Source organism: Microbacterium pygmaeum (assembly GCF_900100885.1).
Taxonomy (GTDB): Bacteria; Actinomycetota; Actinomycetes; order Actinomycetales; family Microbacteriaceae; genus Microbacterium; species Microbacterium pygmaeum.
In genome coordinates this window covers 3,328,111-3,348,192 of record NZ_LT629692.1, presented here as the reverse complement: position 1 = coordinate 3,348,192, position 20,082 = coordinate 3,328,111, and the positions used below count along the sequence as shown (strand labels likewise).

Annotated in this window: 16 protein-coding genes; 10 read left to right on the top strand and 6 right to left on the bottom strand. The window is 69.4% G+C overall.

Annotation, left to right across the window (positions count from 1 at the left end):
* Positions 1-67: 67 nt before the first annotated feature.
* Positions 68-1,444 (top strand): MFS transporter, encoded by a 1,377-nt coding sequence (locus tag BLT19_RS16030; RefSeq protein WP_091492330.1) that lies wholly within the window; start codon positions 68-70, stop codon positions 1,442-1,444.
* Positions 1,445-1,538: 94 nt separating this feature from the next.
* Here the strand turns inward: BLT19_RS16030 and BLT19_RS16025 are convergent, their stop codons facing one another.
* Positions 1,539-3,191: a thiamine pyrophosphate-binding protein gene (locus BLT19_RS16025; RefSeq protein WP_091492328.1), complete on the bottom strand. Its 1,653-nt coding sequence runs from the start codon at positions 3,189-3,191 to the stop codon at positions 1,539-1,541.
* 151 nt (positions 3,192-3,342) lie between these two features.
* Here BLT19_RS16025 and BLT19_RS16020 point away from each other — a divergent pair, with 151 nt between their 5' ends.
* A complete protein-coding gene (locus tag BLT19_RS16020; protein WP_091492325.1) occupies positions 3,343-3,642 on the top strand; it encodes a hypothetical protein in 300 nt (99 codons plus the stop codon).
* Between the two features lie 26 nt (positions 3,643-3,668).
* On the opposite strand, the gene BLT19_RS16015 is transcribed toward BLT19_RS16020, so the two are convergent.
* Positions 3,669-4,376 carry an IclR family transcriptional regulator gene (locus BLT19_RS16015; protein ID WP_091492322.1) on the bottom strand — a complete coding sequence of 236 codons (708 nt, stop codon included), beginning with the start codon at positions 4,374-4,376 and terminating at the stop codon, positions 3,669-3,671.
* A 139-nt stretch (positions 4,377-4,515) separates the two neighbouring features.
* On the opposite strand from BLT19_RS16015, the gene BLT19_RS16010 reads away from it, so the two are divergent.
* From BLT19_RS16010 to BLT19_RS15995, 4 genes are all read left to right on the top strand, one after another.
* Positions 4,516-6,429 (top strand): FAD-dependent monooxygenase, encoded by a 1,914-nt coding sequence (locus tag BLT19_RS16010; protein WP_091492319.1) that lies wholly within the window; start codon positions 4,516-4,518, stop codon positions 6,427-6,429.
* A gap of 112 nt (positions 6,430-6,541) precedes the next feature.
* The gene (locus tag BLT19_RS16005; protein WP_091494257.1) at positions 6,542-8,014 is read left to right on the top strand and encodes an NAD-dependent succinate-semialdehyde dehydrogenase; all 1,473 of its coding nucleotides are present in this window, start codon (positions 6,542-6,544) and stop codon (positions 8,012-8,014) included.
* 46 nt (positions 8,015-8,060) lie between these two features.
* The gene (locus tag BLT19_RS16000) at positions 8,061-9,140 is read left to right on the top strand and encodes a winged helix DNA-binding domain-containing protein (protein WP_091492316.1); all 1,080 of its coding nucleotides are present in this window, start codon (positions 8,061-8,063) and stop codon (positions 9,138-9,140) included.
* A gap of 24 nt (positions 9,141-9,164) precedes the next feature.
* Positions 9,165-10,079, top strand: coding sequence for a DUF4436 family protein (locus BLT19_RS15995; protein ID WP_091492313.1), 915 nt, complete (start codon positions 9,165-9,167; stop codon positions 10,077-10,079).
* Between the two features lie 12 nt (positions 10,080-10,091).
* Here the strand turns inward: BLT19_RS15995 and BLT19_RS15990 are convergent, their stop codons facing one another.
* Positions 10,092-11,528 carry an XRE family transcriptional regulator gene (locus BLT19_RS15990; protein ID WP_091492311.1) on the bottom strand — a complete coding sequence of 479 codons (1,437 nt, stop codon included), beginning with the start codon at positions 11,526-11,528 and terminating at the stop codon, positions 10,092-10,094.
* Between the two features lie 114 nt (positions 11,529-11,642).
* Between BLT19_RS15990 and BLT19_RS15985 the strand changes: the two genes are divergently transcribed.
* On the top strand, positions 11,643-13,526 hold the full coding sequence (locus BLT19_RS15985; protein WP_091492308.1) for a phosphoenolpyruvate carboxykinase (GTP): 1,884 nt from the start codon (positions 11,643-11,645) through the stop codon (positions 13,524-13,526).
* Between the two features lie 16 nt (positions 13,527-13,542).
* On the opposite strand, the gene BLT19_RS15980 is transcribed toward BLT19_RS15985, so the two are convergent.
* A complete protein-coding gene (locus tag BLT19_RS15980) occupies positions 13,543-15,486 on the bottom strand; it encodes an ABC transporter ATP-binding protein (RefSeq protein WP_091494252.1) in 1,944 nt (647 codons plus the stop codon).
* A gap of 26 nt (positions 15,487-15,512) precedes the next feature.
* Positions 15,513-15,728, bottom strand: a complete 216-nt coding sequence (locus BLT19_RS15975; RefSeq protein WP_407939799.1) for an AsnC family protein — start codon at positions 15,726-15,728, stop codon at positions 15,513-15,515.
* A 135-nt stretch (positions 15,729-15,863) separates the two neighbouring features.
* Between BLT19_RS15975 and BLT19_RS15970 the strand changes: the two genes are divergently transcribed.
* From BLT19_RS15970 to BLT19_RS15960, 3 genes are all read left to right on the top strand, one after another.
* On the top strand, positions 15,864-16,805 hold the full coding sequence (locus BLT19_RS15970) for an ABC transporter ATP-binding protein (RefSeq protein WP_091492305.1): 942 nt from the start codon (positions 15,864-15,866) through the stop codon (positions 16,803-16,805).
* Complete coding sequence (locus BLT19_RS15965) at positions 16,802-17,671, top strand: ABC transporter permease (protein WP_091492303.1); 870 nt, start codon at positions 16,802-16,804, stop codon at positions 17,669-17,671. The genes BLT19_RS15970 and BLT19_RS15965 overlap by 4 nt, the downstream gene beginning before the upstream one ends.
* 62 nt (positions 17,672-17,733) lie before the next feature.
* Positions 17,734-18,531: an ABC transporter permease gene (locus tag BLT19_RS15960; protein WP_091494246.1), complete on the top strand. Its 798-nt coding sequence runs from the start codon at positions 17,734-17,736 to the stop codon at positions 18,529-18,531.
* Positions 18,532-18,549: 18 nt separating this feature from the next.
* Here BLT19_RS15960 and BLT19_RS15955 read toward each other — a convergent pair whose 3' ends face one another.
* Positions 18,550-20,049: an MFS transporter gene (locus BLT19_RS15955; protein WP_091492301.1), complete on the bottom strand. Its 1,500-nt coding sequence runs from the start codon at positions 20,047-20,049 to the stop codon at positions 18,550-18,552.
* Between the last annotated feature and the right edge of the window lie 33 nt (positions 20,050-20,082).

Sequence of the window (20,082 nt, the reverse complement as noted above, 5' to 3'; positions counted from 1 at the left end):
GAACCCCCGGCAAGTCCCGCAGACCGGACCTGCCTGACAGCGAAGTCGACCGACACTGGAGTCACACATGTCCGCACCGCCGCAAGGATTTACACCCACCGGAACCATCGCCACCACCGCAGACCGCAGGCGCGTGGTCTTCGCGACCGTCGTCGGGACCACGGTCGAGTGGTACGACTTCTTCATCTACGCCACGGCCGTGGGACTCGTCTTCGGCCAGCTGTTCTTCGCCCCGCTGGGTGCCAACAGCGCGATCGTCGCGTTCGCCACCGTCGGTGTGAGCTTCCTCTTCCGTCCGCTCGGCGCCTTCCTCGCCGGACACTTCGGCGACAGGTTCGGGCGCAAGGTCGTGCTCATGTGGACGCTGATCCTGATGGGCATCTCCACGGCGCTGATCGGCGTCCTCCCCACCTACGAGGCCATCGGCATCGCCGCGCCCATCCTCCTCGTCCTGCTGCGGATCCTCCAGGGCCTTTCGGCCGGCGGCGAGTGGGGCGGCGCGGTGCTGATGGCCGTCGAACACGCGCCGAAGACGCGGCGCGGCGCGTTCGGCGCGTCGCCGCAGATCGGGGTGCCCCTCGGGCTGCTGCTGGCCTCGGGCGTGATGGCGCTGATGACGGTCATCGCTCCGGGAGACGCGTTCCTGCAGTGGGGCTGGCGTGTACCGTTCCTGCTCAGCGTCGTGCTGATCCTGATCGGCTGGTACGTGCGTCGCCGCGTCGAGGAGAGCCCCGTGTTCGAGGAGCTCGCCGCGCGCAAGGAGAAGGCGCAGATGCCGATCGTCCAGCTGTTCAAGAAGCACGCGCTGCTCGTGCTCATCGCCGCGCTCGTCTTCGCCGGCAACAACGCGGTGGGCTACATGACCACCGGCGGCTACATCCAGGGATACGCGACCAACCCCGAGGGACCCCTCGCCCTCGAGCGCGGGCCGGTGCTGTGGGCCGTCGCCGGCTCGGCCGTGACCTGGCTGCTGTCCACGCTGGCCGCCGGCTTCATCTCCGACCGGATCGGCCGACGGACCACGTACATCATCGGCTGGATTCTGCAGCTGGTCGGTGTGTTCACGCTCTTCCCGCTCGTGAACACGGGCCAGATCGGACTGATCTTCGCGGGACTCGCGATCCTGACGATCGGGCTCGGGTTCACGTACGGCCCGCAGGCCGCGCTGTACTCGGAGCTGTTCCCGGCATCCATCCGCTTCTCGGGCGTCTCGATCTCGTACGCCATCGGCGCCATCCTGGGCGGCGCGTTCGCGCCGACCATCGCCACGGCGCTCGTCCAGGCGACCGGCTCGACGATGGCGGTCACGTGGTACCTGGCGGGCATGACCGTCATCGGGCTGGTCGCGACGCTGCTGCTGCGCGACCGTTCCGGCATCCCGCTCGGACCGGACTCCGAGGCCGAGCAGTCGGTGAACCCGATCTACGGTCTCGCCAAGGCCTGACCCTCGAGCCCCCCCGCCCGGCCGTTCACGGACGGAACACGCCGCCTCGCTTCCGCGATGAGCGGCGTGTTCCGTCCGTGAACGCGACCGGGGCTCAGGAGTTCACGCGGATGATCTCCTGCTGGTACGGGGCGATGACGCCGCCGGAGATCCGCAGGTCGAGCAGAAGGAAGGGGCGATCGGATGCCGGGGTCCGCACCCATTCGGCGAGCCGGTCGAGGTCTCCCAGCGACGTGACCACGACCCCCTCGGCGCCGAACCCGCGTGCGACACCGGCGAAATCGACCTGAGGGATGAGCATGGGCTCCTGCGCGAGTCCGCGAAGGCCGTACAGGTTCACCTCGGCTCCGTAGGCGGCGTCGTTCCACACGACCGCCAGTCCGCGGCCTCCGGCGACCCGCACCGCGGACTCCAGGTCGGCCAAGGCCATCAGCCCGCCGCCGTCGCCCGTGGTCAGCACGATCGTGGCGTCGGGCTTGGCCAGTGCCGCCCCCGGCACGCTGGCGAAGCCCAGACCGATCGACTGGAACGCGGTGCCGACCATCACCATCCGATCCGGCGACGCGACCGGCCAGTACATGTTCGCCCACCCGATGAAGTGCCCGCCGTCCGAGACGACCACCCGATCCGCGGGGAGCAGCTCGCCGATCCGTGCCGCAGCCGACCGCGGGTCGAGGCGGCCGTCGGCGGCGAAGTCATCTCCCGGCTCGTACGAGCGAGCGGATGCCGCCTCCGCGGAGTCACGCCAGGCGCCGGGATGCACCTCGAGCTGCGACAGGGCGTCCGCGATCTGCCGGGCCACGACGCCCGCGTCGCCGCGGACGTAGCCGCCGACGTGCGGGTGCGTCGCCGCGGGCGCCAGGTCGACCTGGAACACCCGCGTGCCGGGGGCGAACAGCGCGCCGAAGCGCATCGTGAACTGGTTCAGCGACGCACCGAAGACGACGGCGACGTCGGCGGCGCCGATCAGGTCCATGGCGCCGTCGGCGCCGAAGCCGCCGGTCACACCGAGATCGAACTCGGAGCGGGGGAAGACTCCACGACCGAGGGCGGTCGAAGCGGTCAGCGCCCCCGTCGCGTCGGCGATCTCACCGAGCACCGGGCCGGCGCCGGCGAGCCACGCCCCGCGGCCGGCGAGCAGCAGCGGGCGCTGGGCCCCGGCCAGCGCCACTGCGATGTCGGCGATCGCCCGCTCGGCGAAGGGGCCGCGCGGTGCGAGGGCGACGGGGGCTCGCGGCTCGGGCGCGTCGGGCACCGGTCCGGCCTCGAGGGCCGCGACGTCGTAGGGGATCGCGAGGACGGTCGGCACCCGGTAGGTGAGGGCGTGCTCGATGGCGATGACGGTCGTGGCCGCGGCATCCGCTCGTCCCACCGTGTAGGTGCGGGCCCCCACCGCGGAGGCGAGCGCGATCTGGTCCACGTCCCACGGCCGCGGGCCAGACGTCGGCTCGTCGCCGACGACGAGAACCAGCGGAACGTGCGCCTGCACGGCCTCTGCCAGGGCGGTCAGGGTGTTGGTGAAGCCGGCGCCGTAGGTCGAGGTCGCGGCCGCCAGCCCGCCGCCGGCGCGGTGATACGCGTCGGCCGCCACAACCCCGCCGGCCTCGTGACGGACGGCGGTGAAGCCGACATCGGTCGAGCGTTCGAGCGCATCGAGGAAATAGGCGTTGCCGTTGCCCATCACGCCGAAGACGTGGTCGATGTGGCGGGCGAGGGTGGCGGCGACATGCGCGGAAACAGTGGGCATTTCGGCTCCGGAGACAGGGACGGACGGTGAATTCCGTGTGTGTCTCGCGGGCGGCGATCGGGATGCCGCGGCTACGTGCCCCTTTTTCGAGCACCGGCGCGAGCGGATGCGCCGGACGGTTCGAGTATAGGTCGCGTGCCAGGATGGGCGGGTGAAGACGATTCAGCTGCGCAGGTACACGCTCGTCGACGGCGAATACGACGCCTTCCTGGCCTGGTGGCGGGAATGGATGCCACGGGTGCGGCCCGCCGCCGGCTTCGCGATCGAGTTCGCCTACGGTCTGCGCGAGTCCAACGAGTTCGTCTGGGCGGTCAGCGCCGAGGGGGACCGCGACGCATTCCTCGCGCTCGAGGAGACCTACCTCGCCTCGGACGCGCGGGCGGAGGCGTTCTCGGGTGTTCCGCAGCGGGTGGCCGAGTACAACGTGCGTCTCGTGGATGACATCGGCTGACGCTCCACCGCCGGCGGTCGCTTCGATCAGCCGCCGAGCGCGTCGCGGATGACTCCCGCCGAGCGGGTCAGTCGTGCCGCGATCTGCGCGGGATCGTGCTCGCTGGCAAGATACACCACCGCCAGCGCCGCCGGACCGCGTCCGCGCGCGATCAGCGGCACCGCCACCGAGCGCAGGCTGGGGATGACCTCGTCGTGGCTCGTCGCGAAGCCTCTGGCCACGACGAGGGCCACCTCCGCCCCCAGCTGTTCGCCGACGCTCAGCGGCCACCGGCCGGGCGGCAGTGCCGAGAGGATCGCCTTGCCCGGTGCCCCGGCGGTCACCGGGTGCCTTGTGCCCGGCCGCTGTGCCACCGCGGCGACGGCGTGCCGCGGCTCGACGCTCACGAGCGTGACGCACTCGTCGTGATCGAGGACGACGAGGAAGCACGTCGTGCCGAGATCGTTCGCCACCGCGGTGAGCTCGGGGAGGGCCTCGGCCTGCAGATCCGATGCGACGCCTGCCGCCAGGGCGGCCATCCGGGCTCCGAGCTGGATCCGCCCTGACTCGTCGCGCACGAGGAGGCCGTGGTCCTCGAGCGTCCGAACCAGACGATAGGCGACGGAGCGGTGCACTCCGAGTCGACGCGCGACCTCGTCGATGGACAGCGGCTCACGGGCATCGGCGAGGGTCTCCAGGATCCGGATGCCGCGGCTCAGCGTCTGCGAGGCGGGTGCACCTGCGGCATCCGACATCGGCGGCTCCTTGTTCTGGCAATCCCGAAGAGATACGATCTGTTCCGTAGTAGAACCTCGCGTTCGAATATAGAACACCGTCGGCTCGGCTGCAAGACGCCCGCACGACCTCGACATCGCCGCCCGAGGAGGACCCCCGATGCAGTTCCACCACCACGGATACGTCTCCGGTGACCCGCGCGTCCTCGATGCAGAGGGCGCCGGCATCGACCGCCCCGACGTGCTGCCCGACGAGGTGGACGTGCTCATCGTTGGTTCCGGCCCGGCGGGCATGCTGCTGGCCGCCCAGATGTCGCAGTTCCCGGACGTCGTCACGCGGATCATCGAGCGGCGCGACGGCCGGCTCGTCCTCGGGCAGGCGGACGGCATCCAGCCTCGCAGCGTCGAGACCTTCCAGGCGTTCGGCTTCGCCGAGCGCATCGTGGCAGAGGCGTACAACATCGCCTACATGAATTTCTGGGGACCCGACCCCGAGAACCCGTCGCACATCGTGCGGATCACCCGCACGGAGGACTACGCCCTGAAGATCAGCGAGTTCCCGCATCTGATCGTCAATCAGGCGCGGGTGCTCGACTACTTCGCCGAGGCTGCGGCGAAGGGCCCGGGCCGGATCGCCCCCGACTACGGCGTCGAATTCCAGGGCCTGACGGTGCACCAGGACGGGTTGTATCCGGTCGAGGTGCGGGTGCGCCACACCGCCGGGGAGCACGCCGGTCAGGAGCGCACGGTGCATGCCAGATACGTCGTGGGATGCGACGGCGCCCGCAGCGGCGTGCGCGAAGCGATCGGCCGGCAGCATCTCGGGGGCCATTCCGCCCATGCGTGGGGGGTGATGGACGTGCTGGTGAACACGGACTTCCCGGATTGGCGGACCAAGTGCGCGATCAATTCCGAGGCCGGCAACATCCTGCACATCCCGCGTGAGGGCGGGTACCTGAGCCGGATGTACATCGACCTGGGCGAGGTCGCCGACGACGACGACCACCGGGTGCGTCAGACGCCGATCGAGGAGATCATCCGGCGCGCGAACGCGATCCTGCATCCGTATTCGCTCGATGTCAAAGAGGTCGCCTGGCACAGCGTCTACGAAGTCGGTCACCGCGTCACCGACAAGTTCGACGACGTCCCGGCGGGCGAGGACCGAGCGCCGCGGGTCTTCCTCACCGGAGATGCATGCCACACCCACAGCGCCAAGGCCGGCCAGGGGATGAACGTCTCGATGCAGGACGGGTTCAATCTCGGTTGGAAGCTCGGCCACGTGCTGACCGGGCTCGCGCCGGCCTCGCTGCTGGCGACCTACTCGGCCGAGCGGCAGCCGGTCGCCCAGCAACTCATCGACTTCGACCGGGAGTGGTCCTCGCTGATGGCGCGCAAGCCCGAGGAGATCTCAGACCCGCAGGACCTCGCGACCTACTACCTGGCGACCGCCGAGTTCCCGTCCGGGTTCATGACGCAGTACGGGGCGTCCTCCATCATCGGCGACGCCGCCCACCAGCCGCTGGCCGGAGGCTTCCCGATCGGGAAGCGGTTCAAGTCGGTGGAGGTCGTGCGCATCTCGGACGGCAACGCCGTGCACCTCGGTCACCACGCGACAGCGGACGGACGCTGGCGGGTCTACGCCTTCGCAGACGCGCCGACCGCCGGTGAGGAATCGGGCATGCAGGCGTGGGCGGACTGGCTCGGATCCGCCGGGTCTCCGCTCGTGCAGCACACGCCCGACGGTGCCGACGTCGACGCGGTCTTCGACGTGAAGGCGATCTACCAGCAGCGATTCGACGAGGTCGACATCTCCGCGGTCCCGCGCGTCTTCCTGCCGGAGACCGGTCCGCTGGGGCTGACCGACTGGGAGAAGGTGTACGCGGCCGCACCGAGCGCGTGGACCAGCGTCGACATCTTCGACGAGCGGGCGCTCTCCCGCGACGGCGTCGTGGTCGTGGTGCGTCCGGACCAGTATGTGGCCGCAGTGCTTCCGCTGACGGCGACGCGGGAGCTCGCCGACTTCTTCGATCGCTGTCTGCTGACGCAGACCGCGCCCGCGGAATCGCCCGCCTGAACAGTGCGCACCGAAGGCCTGTACGTGATGTACATCGCGACGGACCCGGGGTGCGAGCAGAATGACATCGACCGCCGATGAACGACGAGGGAGTCCCGTGCCAGAGAACACCGTGACCGCCGACCGTGAGACCGAGCTGCTGGGACTCGTGCCCGATGGACTGTTCATCGACGGTCAGTGGCGTGCCGCGACCGACGGGAAGACGCTGCGGGTGTTCGATCCGGCGACCGGCCGGGTGATCAAGGAGATCGCCGACGCGTCCCCGGAGGATGGCAAGGCGGCGCTGGATGCCGCGGTTGCGGCGTTCCCGTCCTGGTCGGCCACGCCCGCCCGCCAGCGGGCCGAGATCCTGCGTCGCGCGTTCGATCTGCTGCAGGAGCGCAAGGAGGACTTCGCGCTGCTGATGACCCTGGAGATGGGCAAGCCGTTGGCCGAGGCGCGTGGCGAGGTCGCGTACGGGGGAGAGTTCCTGCGCTGGTTCAGCGAGGAGACCGCGCGCATCCAGGGTCGCTACGGCGCGAACCCGGAGGGCACGGGGCGGATGATCGTGTCGCAGCATCCGGTCGGTCCGTGCTTCCTGATCACACCGTGGAATTTCCCGCTCGCGATGGCGACCCGCAAGATCGCGCCGGCGTTGGCCGCGGGCTGCACGGTGGTCATCAAGCCCGCAGAGCTGACCCCGTTGACCACGCTGCTGTTCGCGCGGCTGCTGGAGGACGCCGGGCTGCCGGCCGGCGTGGTGAACGTGTTCACGACCTCGACCTCCGGCGCGGTGTCCGAGCCGATCATCCGCGATCCTCGGCTGCGGAAGCTGTCATTCACCGGGTCGACGCCGGTGGGTCAGCGGCTCCTGCAGCAGGCGTCCGAGGGCGTGCTGCGCACGTCGATGGAGCTCGGCGGCAACGCGCCGTTCGTCGTGTTCGACGATGCGGATCTGGACAAGGCCGTCGACGGGGCGATCGCGGCGAAGTTCCGCAACATCGGGCAGGCGTGCACGGCCGCGAACCGGTTCATCGTGCATCGCTCGGTGGCGGACGAGTTCGCCCGCCGGGTGACCGAGCGGGTGCAGGGCTTCACGAGCGGCCGCGGCACCGAAGAGGGGGTGACGATCGGCCCGTTGATCAACGAGGCTGCGGTGCAGAAGGCATCGACTCTCGTCGAGGATGCGGTCACCCGCGGCGCCAGGGTCACCACTGGAGGATCCCGGATCGAGCGCCAGGGCACCTTCTACGAGGCGACCGTGCTCACCGACGTGCAGCCGGGCAGCGAGATCCTCCGCGAGGAGATCTTCGGGCCGGTGCTGGCCATCGTCCCCTTCGACGACGAGGACGACGCGGTGCGCATCGCGAACGACACCGAGTACGGGCTCGTCTCGTACGTGTTCACCGAGTCGCTCTCCCGCGGTCAGCGGATGATCGACAAGCTCGAGACCGGCATGATGGGGCTCAACGTCGGAGTCGTCTCCAACGCGGCGGCCCCGTTCGGTGGCTGGAAGATGTCGGGCCTGGGGCGCGAAGGCGGCGCCGAGGGCATCCACGAGTACCTGCAGACGAAGTACACGCTCACCGCCAACCCGTACGCCTGACCGAACGCGGACGACGGCTGTCCGCGAATCCCGGAAGAATGGCGCCGTGGACAACCGGAAGGTGATCGAGCGGCGCCTGCGTTCGCACCGGCTCTCGGCGCCCGCCGCGACGATCGCCGACGCCGCGTCGCACATGCTCGCGACCCAGGCGCAGGAGTTCTGGGGCGGGCGCTGGGCGCTGGCAGCGCGCACGAAGGGCGACCCGACCGTGCGCGACGTCGATGCCGCGCTCGATCGCGGCGAGATCGTCCGCTCATGGACGATGCGGGGCACCATCCACGCGATCCCGGCCCGCGATCTCATGTGGGTGCTCGGCGTCACGGGCGAGCGGCAGCACCGGGCGGCCGCCGCCGCCCACCGTCGGGAGGGCCTGGACGCCGATCAGTTCCGGACCGCCGAGCGCGCAGCGCTCGACGCGCTCGCCGGCGGGAACCGGCTCACCCGGAAGGAGCTGTTCGAGGTCTGGGAACGCGTCGGCGTGTCGACGGCGGGACAGCGGGGCTATCACGTGCTCGTCGCCCTGTCGGTGCGAGCGCTCCTGTGCCAGGGACCGGTCGTGCCGCGCGAGAGCGGGCCCACTCGTGAGCAGTTCCTCGTCCGCACCGATGAGTGGGTGACGGATGCCGCGTCCCCGGCCGATCCGACGGCGGAGATGTTCGTCCGCTACATCGCCTCGCACGGGCCGGCCGGGGCGCGCGACTTCGCCTGGTGGGCGGGACTCCCGCTGGGAGTGGCGAGGACCGCCGCGGATGCGGCATCCGCTCGTCTGTCCCTCGTCGCGGACGTCGGCGACCCGCAGTTCGTCGCCGCCGAGCCGGCACCTCGACCAAGTCCGAGCGCCTCCGACGTCCTCGCGCTGCCGCCGTTCGAGGAGTACTACCTGTCGTACGCCGATCGGACGATCCCATGCGCGCCCGAGTTCCTCAGCAGGATCGGACCCAGCATGAACGGGATCGTCCGACCGATCATCCTCGCGCGCGGTGCCATCATCGGCGTGTGGACGCACTCGGTGGCCGTCGGCCGACACGGCGACGCGCCGATCCCCGAACTGCTCGCGCAAGGCGCCGCGTCCGACGCCGAGGTCCGAGCCGCGCTCGAGCGGTACCGCGCCTTCATCACGGCCTGAACGCGCACGTGGCACACTGGCCCCGTGGCTCTTGAGCAGACTGCGCCGACGCGTCGGCCGCGGGTGCCGCTGTTCGTGATCGTGCTGGTCGCGGCGCTGGTCGGTACCTACCTCGCGGTGATCGCCCTCTACGCCGTCAACGAGCGGACAGTCACGATCGACGGATGCACCGAGGATCCGCCCGCCGACGCGATTCTGCTCTCGCTCGATCCGGAGACGATGGATGCTGCGGCCGACCGTCTCGGCGCGAACCTCGATGTCGTCTCGTTCGGACCGGTGGCGGCGAAGGACAGCAGCCTGCTCACCGCGCCCCTCACGGTGCTCGTGACGGACAACGACGGGCCTCGGTCCATCGTGATCCCACCCGAAGAGCTCCCGTCGCCGCATGCCCTTCGGCTGATCACCACCGGCTCCGTCGAGCGCTGGCCATTCGACGTGCACTCCGTCGACGTTGCCTTCGCATCGCTGCAGACCGTCGACGGCGAGGTCCGCTCCATCAAGACCGTGCTCTGCGGGTCCGCCCACGTGCCGGGCTGGACCTTCGCGTCCGAGGAGATCCCCGGAACGGACGAGCTCACCATCGACGGTGAGCCGGTCGCACAGATCCGCGTGATCGCCACGCGGTCCCCGGCCACCGTCGCCTTCGGCATCGTGATCCTCGCGCTGATGGTGGTGCTGCCGGTCCTCGGGCTCACCGTCGCGATCCTCGCGTACCGCGGGTTGCGGAAGGTCGAGGCGACCCTCATGAGCTGGATGGCCGCCATGCTGTTCGCGACGATTCCGCTGCGGACGTTCCTGCCCGGATCGCCGCCCATCGGCTCGTGGGTCGACTACCTGCTCGTCCTGTGGGTGCTGGCGGGACTGGTGATCGCCCTGGCCGTCTACGTCGCCGCGTGGGTGCGCTGGACGCCGGCGGCCGTCGCTCCCGATCGGCCGTAATCCGCCCGCGCCTCAGGCGTGCCGGTCGAGGAAGGCGTAGACCTCGTTGTCGTCCACGCCAGGGAACGCCCCGCGCGGCAGCGGGGAGAACATCTGCATGTGCACGCGCGCGCTCGGCCACGCCTTGCCCTGCCATCGGGCGGCGACCTCGGCGGGCGGGCGCCGGCAGCACGACTCGTCGGGGCAGGTCGAGACCGCACGGGTGACGCTCTCGCGCCCGCGGAACCATTTGGCGTCGTCGAAGGGGACGCCCACGGTGATGGAGAATTCCCCGTCCGACGTCGATCCCGTCTGCGTCGAGCACCAGTAGGTGCCCGCAGGTGTGTCGGTGTACTGGTAGTGCTCGGTCGTGCGGTTCTGCTCGGAGAACGCGGCGCGCGCCGACCATTTCCGGCAGACGATCTGCCCTTCCACCGAGCCGGTGACATCGCGCGGGACGGGCAGATCGTCGTTCTCGAACACGCGGGAGATGGCGCCGGATCCGTCCACGCGCAGGAAGTGCAGCGGGATGCCGAAGTGCGTCGTGAGCAGGTTGGTCAGCCGCATGCCGGCGGCCTCGTGCGTGACGCCGAACGCGTCGCGGAAGTCCTCCACCGCGAGGTTCCGATCCTTCTTCGCCTGCGCGAGGAAGGCGACCGAGGCCGCTTCGGGCATGAGGCAGCACGCCGCGTAGTAGTTGATCTCCAGGCGCTGCTGAAGGAAGTCGGCGTAGTCGGTGGGGCGCTCGTGTCCGAGGAGCCGGTGCGCCATCGCCTGCAGCGCCATCGAGCGCAGCCCGTGGCCGCCGGGGATCGATGCCGGCGGCAGGTAGATGCGGCCGTGCTCGATGTCGGTGACCGACCGCGCCGAGTGCGGCAGATCGCTCACGTAGAGCAGTTCGAAGCCGAGCTGCTCCGCCATGAGGCTCACGCTGCGGTGCGTGAGGGCTCCCGACACATGTCCGGCGGCTTTGAGCTGCTTCTCGGCGAGCTGTTCGATGTCTGGGCGGTAGTTGTTGCGCTCGCGCATCATCAGCCGCAGTTCGGTGTTGGCGCGCCGGGCCTCCTCGGGAGTGGCGATGGCCTCGCGTTCACGGCGCTGCAGCTCGCGGTGCAGGCCGAGGATCGCTTCGATCGCCTCGTCCGAGATGCCCTTGGTCACCCGGACGGCCGGGATGCCGAGTTGATGGAAGACCGAGCTCGACTGCGCGCGTTCGAGTTCGATCTCCAGCGCGGCGCGACGATTGGGAGGCTCATTGCTGAGCAGGTCGGTGACCTCGACCCCGGTGGCGCCGGCGATCGCCTGCAGGAGGGAGAGTTTCGGCTCGCGCTTGCCGTTCTCGATGAGACTCAGCTGACTCCCCGCGACTCCGACGAGCTCGCCCAGTTCGTCCAGCGTGTACCCGCGTGAGACGCGCTGGTGGCGGATGCGGTGGCCCAGTGTGGACAGTTCGATCGAGGTCGACGGCATTTCTGAAGCATATCGAAAGAAGTACGAATCTTGTGAGGCAGGAAGTCGGTAAACCAGGCTCTGATCGCCGGATAGTGGAGGAACAGCGAGAATCTGACCTCGAGGAGAGCCCCCATGGCACTGGCCGACATCTTCACGCGATCCGCGCCCACCGGCATCCGTCCGCCGGTGAACACGACCGATGCCTACGGCCGGCGTCCCGCAGTCGATGGCGCGGGCATGGCCGATCTCCTCGACTGGGTCGACGAGATCGCCGCGCTGACGCAGCCGGATCGCATCCACTGGGTCGACGGCTCGCGCGCCGAGAACGACGCGCTGCTGCGCGAGATGGTCGACGAGGGCAAGCTGATCAAGCTCAACCCCGAGTGGCGTCCCGGCTCGTACCTCGCCCGCTCGCACCCGAGCGATGTCGCCCGCACGGAAGGACGCACGTTCATCGCCTCCGAGCGCGAGCAGGATGCGGGTCCGACCAACAACTGGGCGCAGCCGGCCGAGATGCGTGCGACGTTGCAGCCGCTGTTCGAGGGGAGCATGAAGGGGCGCACGATGTACGTCGTCCCGTTCTCGATGGGTCCGGTCGGCGGACCCCTGTCCCACATCGGGGTCCAGGTGACCGACAGCGCCTACGCGGTCACCTCGATCGGCATCATGACCCGCGTCGGCGCCGATGTGCTGCGCGAGATCGCCGGCGGAGCCGCCTGGGTCAAGACCGTCCACTCGGTGGGCGCCCCGCTTCAGCCGGGGGAGCAGGATGCCGCGTGGCCGTGCAACGACGAGAAGTACATCGTCCACTACCCCGAGACGCTCGAGGTCTGGTCGTACGGATCGGGATACGGCGGCAACGCGATCCTCGCGAAGAAGTGCTTCGCGCTGCGCATCGCGTCGGTCATCGGTCGCGACGAGGGGTGGCTTGCCGAGCACATGCTCCTGATCCGTGTGATCGACCCCGCCGGTCGCGCCTACCACGTGGCCGCCGCCTTCCCCTCGGCGTGCGGGAAGACGAACCTCGCCATGCTGCGCCCGACGATCCCCGGCTGGCGCGTGGAGACGCTGGGTGATGACATCGCGTGGCTGCGCCCCGGCGAGGACGGACGCCTGTGGGCGATCAACCCCGAGGCCGGCTTCTTCGGCGTCGCACCCGGAACCGGCGAGTCGACCAACGTCGCGGCCGTGGAGACCCTGTGGGGCAACACCATCTTCACCAACGTGGCGCTGCGCCCGGACGGGGACGTGTGGTGGGAGGGCCTGACCGATGAGGCGCCCGCCGAGCTCACCGACTGGGAGGGCAACCCGTGGACGCCCGCGATGGGCCGCCCCGCCGCCCACCCGAACTCACGGTTCACCGTGGGCGCTGCGCAGTGCCCGCAGATCGCCGACGATTGGGAGGCGCCGCAGGGCGTGCCCCTGGACGTCATCCTGTTCGGCGGTCGCCGCGCCACCAACGTCCCGCTGGTCCTCGAGGCGACCGACTGGACCCACGGGGTGTTCCTCGGCTCGACGATCTCCTCCGAGCGCACTGCGGCTGCCGAAGGGACGGTGGGCGAATTGCGCCGCGACCCGTTCGCGATGCTGCCGTTCTGCGGCTACAACATGGCGGACTACTTCGGCCACTGGCTCAAGGTCGGCTCGAAGCTGCGTTTCGACCGCGCGCCGCGCATCTTCCAGGTCAACTGGTTCCGCAAGGGCTCGGACGGCCGGTTCCTGTGGCCCGGATTCGGTGACAACGCCCGCGTGATCGACTGGATCATCCGTCGCATCGACGGTGAGGTCGCCTCCGTCGAGACGCCGATCGGACGCCTGCCGCGCAGCGAGGATCTGGACCTGTCCGGCATCGACGTGCCGCAGGCCGATCTCGACGAGCTGTTCGCCGTCGACCGTGAGTCGTGGCTGCGAGAGACCGAACTGACCCAGGAGTTCTACGACACCTTCGACGGGCGCATCCCGGCCCCGCTGCAGGCCGAGTTGTCGGCGCTGCGCTACCGCCTCGAGCGCGCCTGATTCCGTCGGCGCCGGGTCACACCAGCAGCTGGTGCCTCGCGAGGTCTCGATACAGCGGGGTCGACTCGACGAGCTCGGAGTGCGTCCCTTCGCCGAGCACCGTGCCGTGATCGAGCACCACGATGCGGTCGCTGTCGACGACCGTCGACAGTCGGTGCGCGATCACGATGAGCGTCCGCCCGGTGGCCACCGCATCGATGGCATCGCGCATCCGCTGCTCGTTCACCCCGTCCAGCGACGAGGTCGACTCGTCCAGCAGCAGGATCGGCGGCGCGGCCAGCAGCGCACGCGCGATCGCCAGCCGCTGGCGCTCTCCGCCGGAGAGCATCACTCCGTCCTCGCCCACCGGTGCCTGCAGGCCCAGCGGGTTGCGCTCCAGAACCTCGGTGAGGTTGACGGCGTGCAGCACCCGTTCGCAGTCGGAATCGGATGCCTCGGGCGATGCGAGCCGCAGATTGTCGGCGATCGTGCCGGCCAGGGTGGGGGCGTCCTGCTCGACGTAGCCGAACTGGGCCCGCAGCTGCGCGCGATCCAGGGAGCGGATGTCGCGACCGGCCAGCTCGATGGTCCCGCCGGTCGCGTCGTAGAAGCGCTCGATGAGGGAGAGGATCGTGCTCTTGCCCGCACCGCTCGGGCCGACCAGTGCCACGCGTGATCCCCTGGCGACCTCGAACGAGACGCCGCGGAGCACATCGCGATCCGGCGCGGCGGCGGGGTCGGTCGCGACGTCGTCGGCGGCGCGCTCGAGGTGCGCCTGCTCGAGGACGGTGCGCGCCTCGCGTGCGGCTGCCGCGCGCGCGGCGACCACGTTCTCCGGGTAGCGGAAGCGTACGTCGCGGAACGCGATCGCCGGTGCGTCCGCAGGACCCTGCGCCCCCGGTCCCTGCGCGGCACCCTCCGGTCCCTGCGCCTGCCGAAGCGTCGCGCCTCCACCGACTGCGCCGGCCTCGATGTCGTGCTGCGATTCGGTGGGCAGGTCCAGAACCTCCTGGATCCGCCCCAGTGCTCCCAGCGCCTGGTTCACCGAGGTGATCGCGCCGAACGTCGAGCCGAGCGGGGCGATCATCAGGAACAGGAACATGATGAAGGTCACCAGCGACGCGATCGTGATCGCGCCGGAGGCGACCCGGAAACCGCCGACGCCCAGCACCACCAGCAGCGACACCTGCAGCGCGATGCCCGCGATCGGCACGACGAGGGCCGAGACCTTCGCGATCCGCACGCCCACCGCGTACGCCTCGGTCGCGAGCCCGCTGACCGAGGCCACTTCGCGCTCGGTCGCGCCGGATGCGCGCACCGTGCGGATGGACCCGACGGCCCGTTCGACACCCGAGGCGAGCTCGCCGACCTTCTCCTGCTGCTGCGTGGACGCGGTCCGGATCCGGCCGCTGAGCAGCACCACCACCACGACCGAGACGCCGATCACGACGATGATCAGCAGCAGGAGGATCGGATCGATCACCGCCATGGCCACCAGCGCGCCGACGAAGATCAGCGCGTTGCCGACGGCATCCGCCAGCCCCTGCGTCAGCACGGCGTACAGCAGCGTGGTGTCGGTCCCGACACGCGAGACGAGATCGCCGGTGCGGCGCGCGTCGAACTCGCTGATCGGGAGGTGCAGGATCCGCGCGATCAGCTTCCGCCGGCTGGAGTACACGACAGCCGTGCCGGTGCGCTGCAGGAGGTAGTGCTGATAGCCCGAGATGATCGACGACGCCACGACGAGCCCGACGAGGACCCACACCAGCGATCCCAGGGTTTCGCCGAGCTGCACCCGCTCGATGACCGAACCGACCAGGAGGGGCTGCGCGAGGGTGGCCAGGGCGCCGAGCACGCTCAGGGCGGCGACGACCACGAGCGTGCGCTTGTGCTCGAAGATGAAGGGCAGCAGTTGCCGGAACGATGCGCGCGGGCCATCCGGAATCCTGCGACCTCGTCGGCGGGTGGGGGTTTCAGACACGGGATGCACCTCGGGTTGCTCGATGGTCACTTCCGACCGTACTTCTTGTGAGCGGCCTGCCTGGACACGCCCAGCGCCGCCGCGATCGCCTGCCACGAGTAGCCGAGGTTGCGCGCGCGACGCACCTGCACCTCTTCGGCCCGGGCGAGTTCGCGCCGCACGGCCGCGAGCCGATGCAGTTCGGCGATCGGCGCCCCCTCGGGGGCCGCGCCGATCAGGGTGCGGATGTCATCGCCACTCACGGGAACACCTTTCGAGAGCGGATGCCGCGGGCCGCGGCATCCGAGTGTCAACCGTAATTGACACTCGTCGACGTGTCAATTCTCGTTGACAATCTCGTCCGAAACGGCGTCGGAGCCCGGGACTATGCTCTTCGAGTGCCAGAAGCCGTCATCCGCGCCGAGCGCCTCGAGAAGTCGTATCCGGTGAAGGGCAAACCCGACGTCGTCGCCGTCGACGGACTGTCCTTCGAGGTCGCGCCGGGCGAGTCGTTCGGGCTGCTCGGCCCGAACGGGGCCGGCAAGTCCACGACCATGAAGATGATCGGCGCCGTCTCGACGCGCTCGTCCGGCGAGCTGGAGATCCTCGGCCTCGATCCGGATCAGTACGGGCCGGAGATCCGCTCGCGCCTGGGCGTCGTGCCGCAGCAGGACAACCTGGACGGCGAGTTGAACGCTCGCGAGAACCTCTTCATCTACGGCCGGTACTTCGGCCTGTCCGCGAAGGTCTGCCACCAGAAGGCCGACGAGCTGCTCGCGTTCGCCGCGCTCGAGGACAAGGCCAAGAGCAAGGTCGAACAGCTCTCCGGCGGGATGAAGCGGCGCCTGACGATCGCACGCGGTCTGATCAACGACCCGCGGATCCTGCTGCTGGACGAACCGACGACCGGATTGGATCCGCAGGCCCGGCACGTGCTGTGGGACCGGCTGTTCCGGTTGAAGGAGCGCGGAACGACCCTCGTACTCACAACCCACTACATGGATGAGGCCGAGCAGCTGTGCGACCGGCTGATCGTCGTGGACAAGGGCCGGATCATGGCCGAGGGCACACCCGCCTCGCTGATCCGCGAACACTCCAGTCGCGAAGTGCTCGAGGTGCGGTTCGGCTCCGACCGCAATCAGCAGATCGGGCCGCAGCTGCAGGGGATCGGCGACCGCGTCGAGGTGCTGCCCGATCGGGTGCTGATCTACACCGAGAACGGCGAGACCGCTCTGGAGCGCGTCACCGAGCGCGGCCTCGAGCCGATCACCTCGCTCGTGCGCCGCTCGAGCCTGGAGGATGTGTTCCTGCGCCTCACCGGAAGGTCGCTGGTCGAATGAACGATCCGTCGCCGACATCCGTCGCCGCCCCGTCGCTGGAGGAGCTGCGGGCCGAGGCGATGGCCTGGGGGCGCAGACCCCGTGGCAGGGGCGCGTGGTACGTCACCGAGCACATGGTCCGGGCGATGCGCGCCTACGGCTGGACGATCGTCGTGGGCGCGCTCGGCCAGCCGATCATCTACCTCCTCGGGCTCGGTCTCGGACTCGCGGCCCTGATCCAGGCGCCGATCACCGATGCTGCCGGTCAGGAGGTGCCCTACCTCGTGTTCGTGGCGCCCGCGCTGCTGATGACTGCGGGGATCTCGGTCGCGAGCGAGGAGTTCAGCTATCCGGTGGTGGCCGGTTTCAAGTGGCGCCGCTACTTCTACGGCTTCAACGCGTCGCCGCTGTCCTCCCGCCAGATCGCAGCCGGAGTGGTGCTGGGCGCCGGTGCACGCATCGTCCTCGCGGCGGCCGGGTACTACCTCTTCATCTGGATCTTCGGCGCTGTCCCCGACCCGTCGACCGGGTGGATCTCGATCCTCGTGGGCGTCCTCGCCGGGCTCGCCTTCGGGATCCCCTACATGGCATATGCCGCCTCCATCGAAGAGGACAAGGGACAGTTCGCCCTCGTGCAGCGCTTCGTGTTCATGCCGATGTTCCTGTTCTCCGGCACCTTCTATCCCCTGATGAGCCTGCCGCTGTGGCTCCAGTGGATCGGATGGATCTCGCCGCTCTGGCACGCGACGGAGCTCGGACGCATGCTGACCTACGGCCAGTCCGAACCGTTCTGGCTCACGGTGGTCCACGTCGTGTATCTGCTCGTGCTGAGCGTGGGTGCGGCCATCATCGCGGGACGCATCTTCGAGCGGAGGCTGGCGAAGTGACGCTCCGACAGGCTCAGGGACCCGGGGACCAGGGCCAGCGGACTCGAGCCCTTCCCGCGCCCATCGCCCGGCGCGGCGGAGTCCGCGCGCTGTATGCCGGCAACCCCGGTGCGGTCGTGCAGCGTGGACTCCTGGCGGCGCGCAGCAGCAGCTGGGTGGTCGTGCTCTCGGGCTTCTTCGAGCCGGTGCTGTATCTCCTGTCGATGGGCATCGGCCTCGGCGCGCTGGTCGGCGACGTGGAGACCACCAGCGGCATGGCGGTGCCGTACGCGGCCTACATCGCGCCGGCGCTGCTGGCCGTTTCGGCGATGAACGGCGCCATCTACGACTCGACCTGGAACGTCTTCTTCAAGCTCAATTACGGCCGGCTCTACGAGGGGATGCTCGCCACGTCGCTGGGACCGCTGGATGTCGCCCTGGGCGAGATCCTCTACGCGCTGCTGCGCGGACTCCTGTACGCCACCGGGTTCATGATCATCATGCAGATCGCGGGTCTGAACCTGGCGTGGACGGCGATCCTCGCGATCCCCGCCGTGCTGCTCATCGCGTTCGGCTTCGCGAGCCTCGGGATGGCGGTCACGAGCTACATGAAGGCGTTCCAGCAGATGGACTGGATCAACTTCATCCTGCTGCCGATGTTCCTGTTCTCGGCGACGCTGTTCCCGATCACCGCGTACCCGCCGGTCGTCCAGACGATCGTGCAGATCTTCCCGCTCTGGCACGGCGTCGAACTCGTCCGCGGTCTGACCACCGGTGCCCTGTACTGGGGCATGCTCTGGCATGTCCTGTACTACGTGGTGATGATCGCCGTCGGCGTGATCTTCACCACGAAACGACTGCGCGCCCTGTTCCTGGACTGAGCCGCGACGCCTCGCGACTCAGAGCGATCCGGTGATCCCAGGGCCGAGGTCGACCGGCTCCACGCCGAGATCCTCGTCGTAGTCGACATCTTTCGTCTCAGGCGCCAGCAGCAGCGCGATGAAGGTCAGCACCCCCATCACCGAAAGGTAGATGCCGACCAGCCACGGACTGCCGCCGGATGCCGCCCACAGCGCCACCGCCACGATCGGCGCGAGCGCGGCGCCGAGGATCGAGGACACGTTGTACGAGATCGCCGAACCGGTGTAGCGGACGTTCGTGGGGAAGAGTTCGGGCAGCACCGCGCCCATCGGTCCGAACGTCGAGCCCATGAGCACGAAGCCGAAGATCAGGAAAGCCTGCGTCAGCGCGCCGGTGAACTTCGGGTCGACCTGCGGCATCAGGAAGAGGTTGAACGTCAGACCGAAGACGATGATCCCACCGGTCACCCACAGCAGCAGCTTGCGGCGCCCGACGGCGTCGGCAATCGGACCGGACAACAGGGTGAAGATGCCGAAGAACACCACACCGATGATCTGCATGATGACGAAGTCGGTGTAGCCGAAGCCGAGGCCCGGATAGAACTGCGCCGCGAAGGCGGTCGCATCGAACGGCTTCCCCGCAGCGTCGGCTGCCGCTGCGGCGGCGGCCGACGCTGCGGACAGGTCGGCCGCCTTCGTCCCGTACGAGAGGGTGAAGTTCGTCATCAGGTAGAACAGCACGTAGGTGGCCAGCATGATGAACGTGCCGAGGATCAGGTGCCACCAGTGGCGGCGGAACACGGTGCCGAGGGGGAACTTGCGGATCGCGCCCTTCTCCTCGGCCTTGACGAACGTCTCGGACTCCACCAGGCGCAGGCGCACCCACAGTCCGATGATCACCATGACGGCCGAGAACAGGAACGGCACCCGCCAGCCCCACGCGAGGAAGTCGGCCGAGCGCTGGCCGGCGCCCTCGGGGTGCGGGAGCAGGAAGTTGATCGCCAGGAACACGCTGTTGGCGATGATGAACCCCAATGGAGCACCCAGCTGCGGGAAGGTGCCGTACCAGGCGCGCTTGCCGGCGGGGGCGTTCTCGGTGGCGACGAGCGCGGCACCGGACCACTCGCCGCCCAGGGCGAAGCCCTGCGCGAGGCGCAGGATGAGCAGCAGCAGCGCCGCCCACCAGCCGATGTCGGCGAAGGTCGGCAGGCAGCCGATGAGGAAGGTCGCGATGCCCATGGTCAGCAGCGACGCCACGAGGGTCGCCTTGCGGCCGAACCGGTCGCCGAAGTGGCCGAAGATGACGGCGCCGAGCGGGCGGGCGATCATGGCTGCCCCGAAGACGCCGAACGAGGCCAGCAGGGCGGTCGTGTCGTTGCCGGTCGGGAAGAACAGGATCGGGAAGACCAGCACCGCTGCCGTCGCGTAGACGTAGAAGTCGTAGAACTCGATCGTCGTGCCGACCAGGCTCGCGGCGATGACGCGCGATCGCGGGTTGGCGGGTGCGGACGCTGCCGTGACTGTGGGGGAATCTGACACGGGTGATGAGTCTATCCCGGGCGGCGTCGTCGC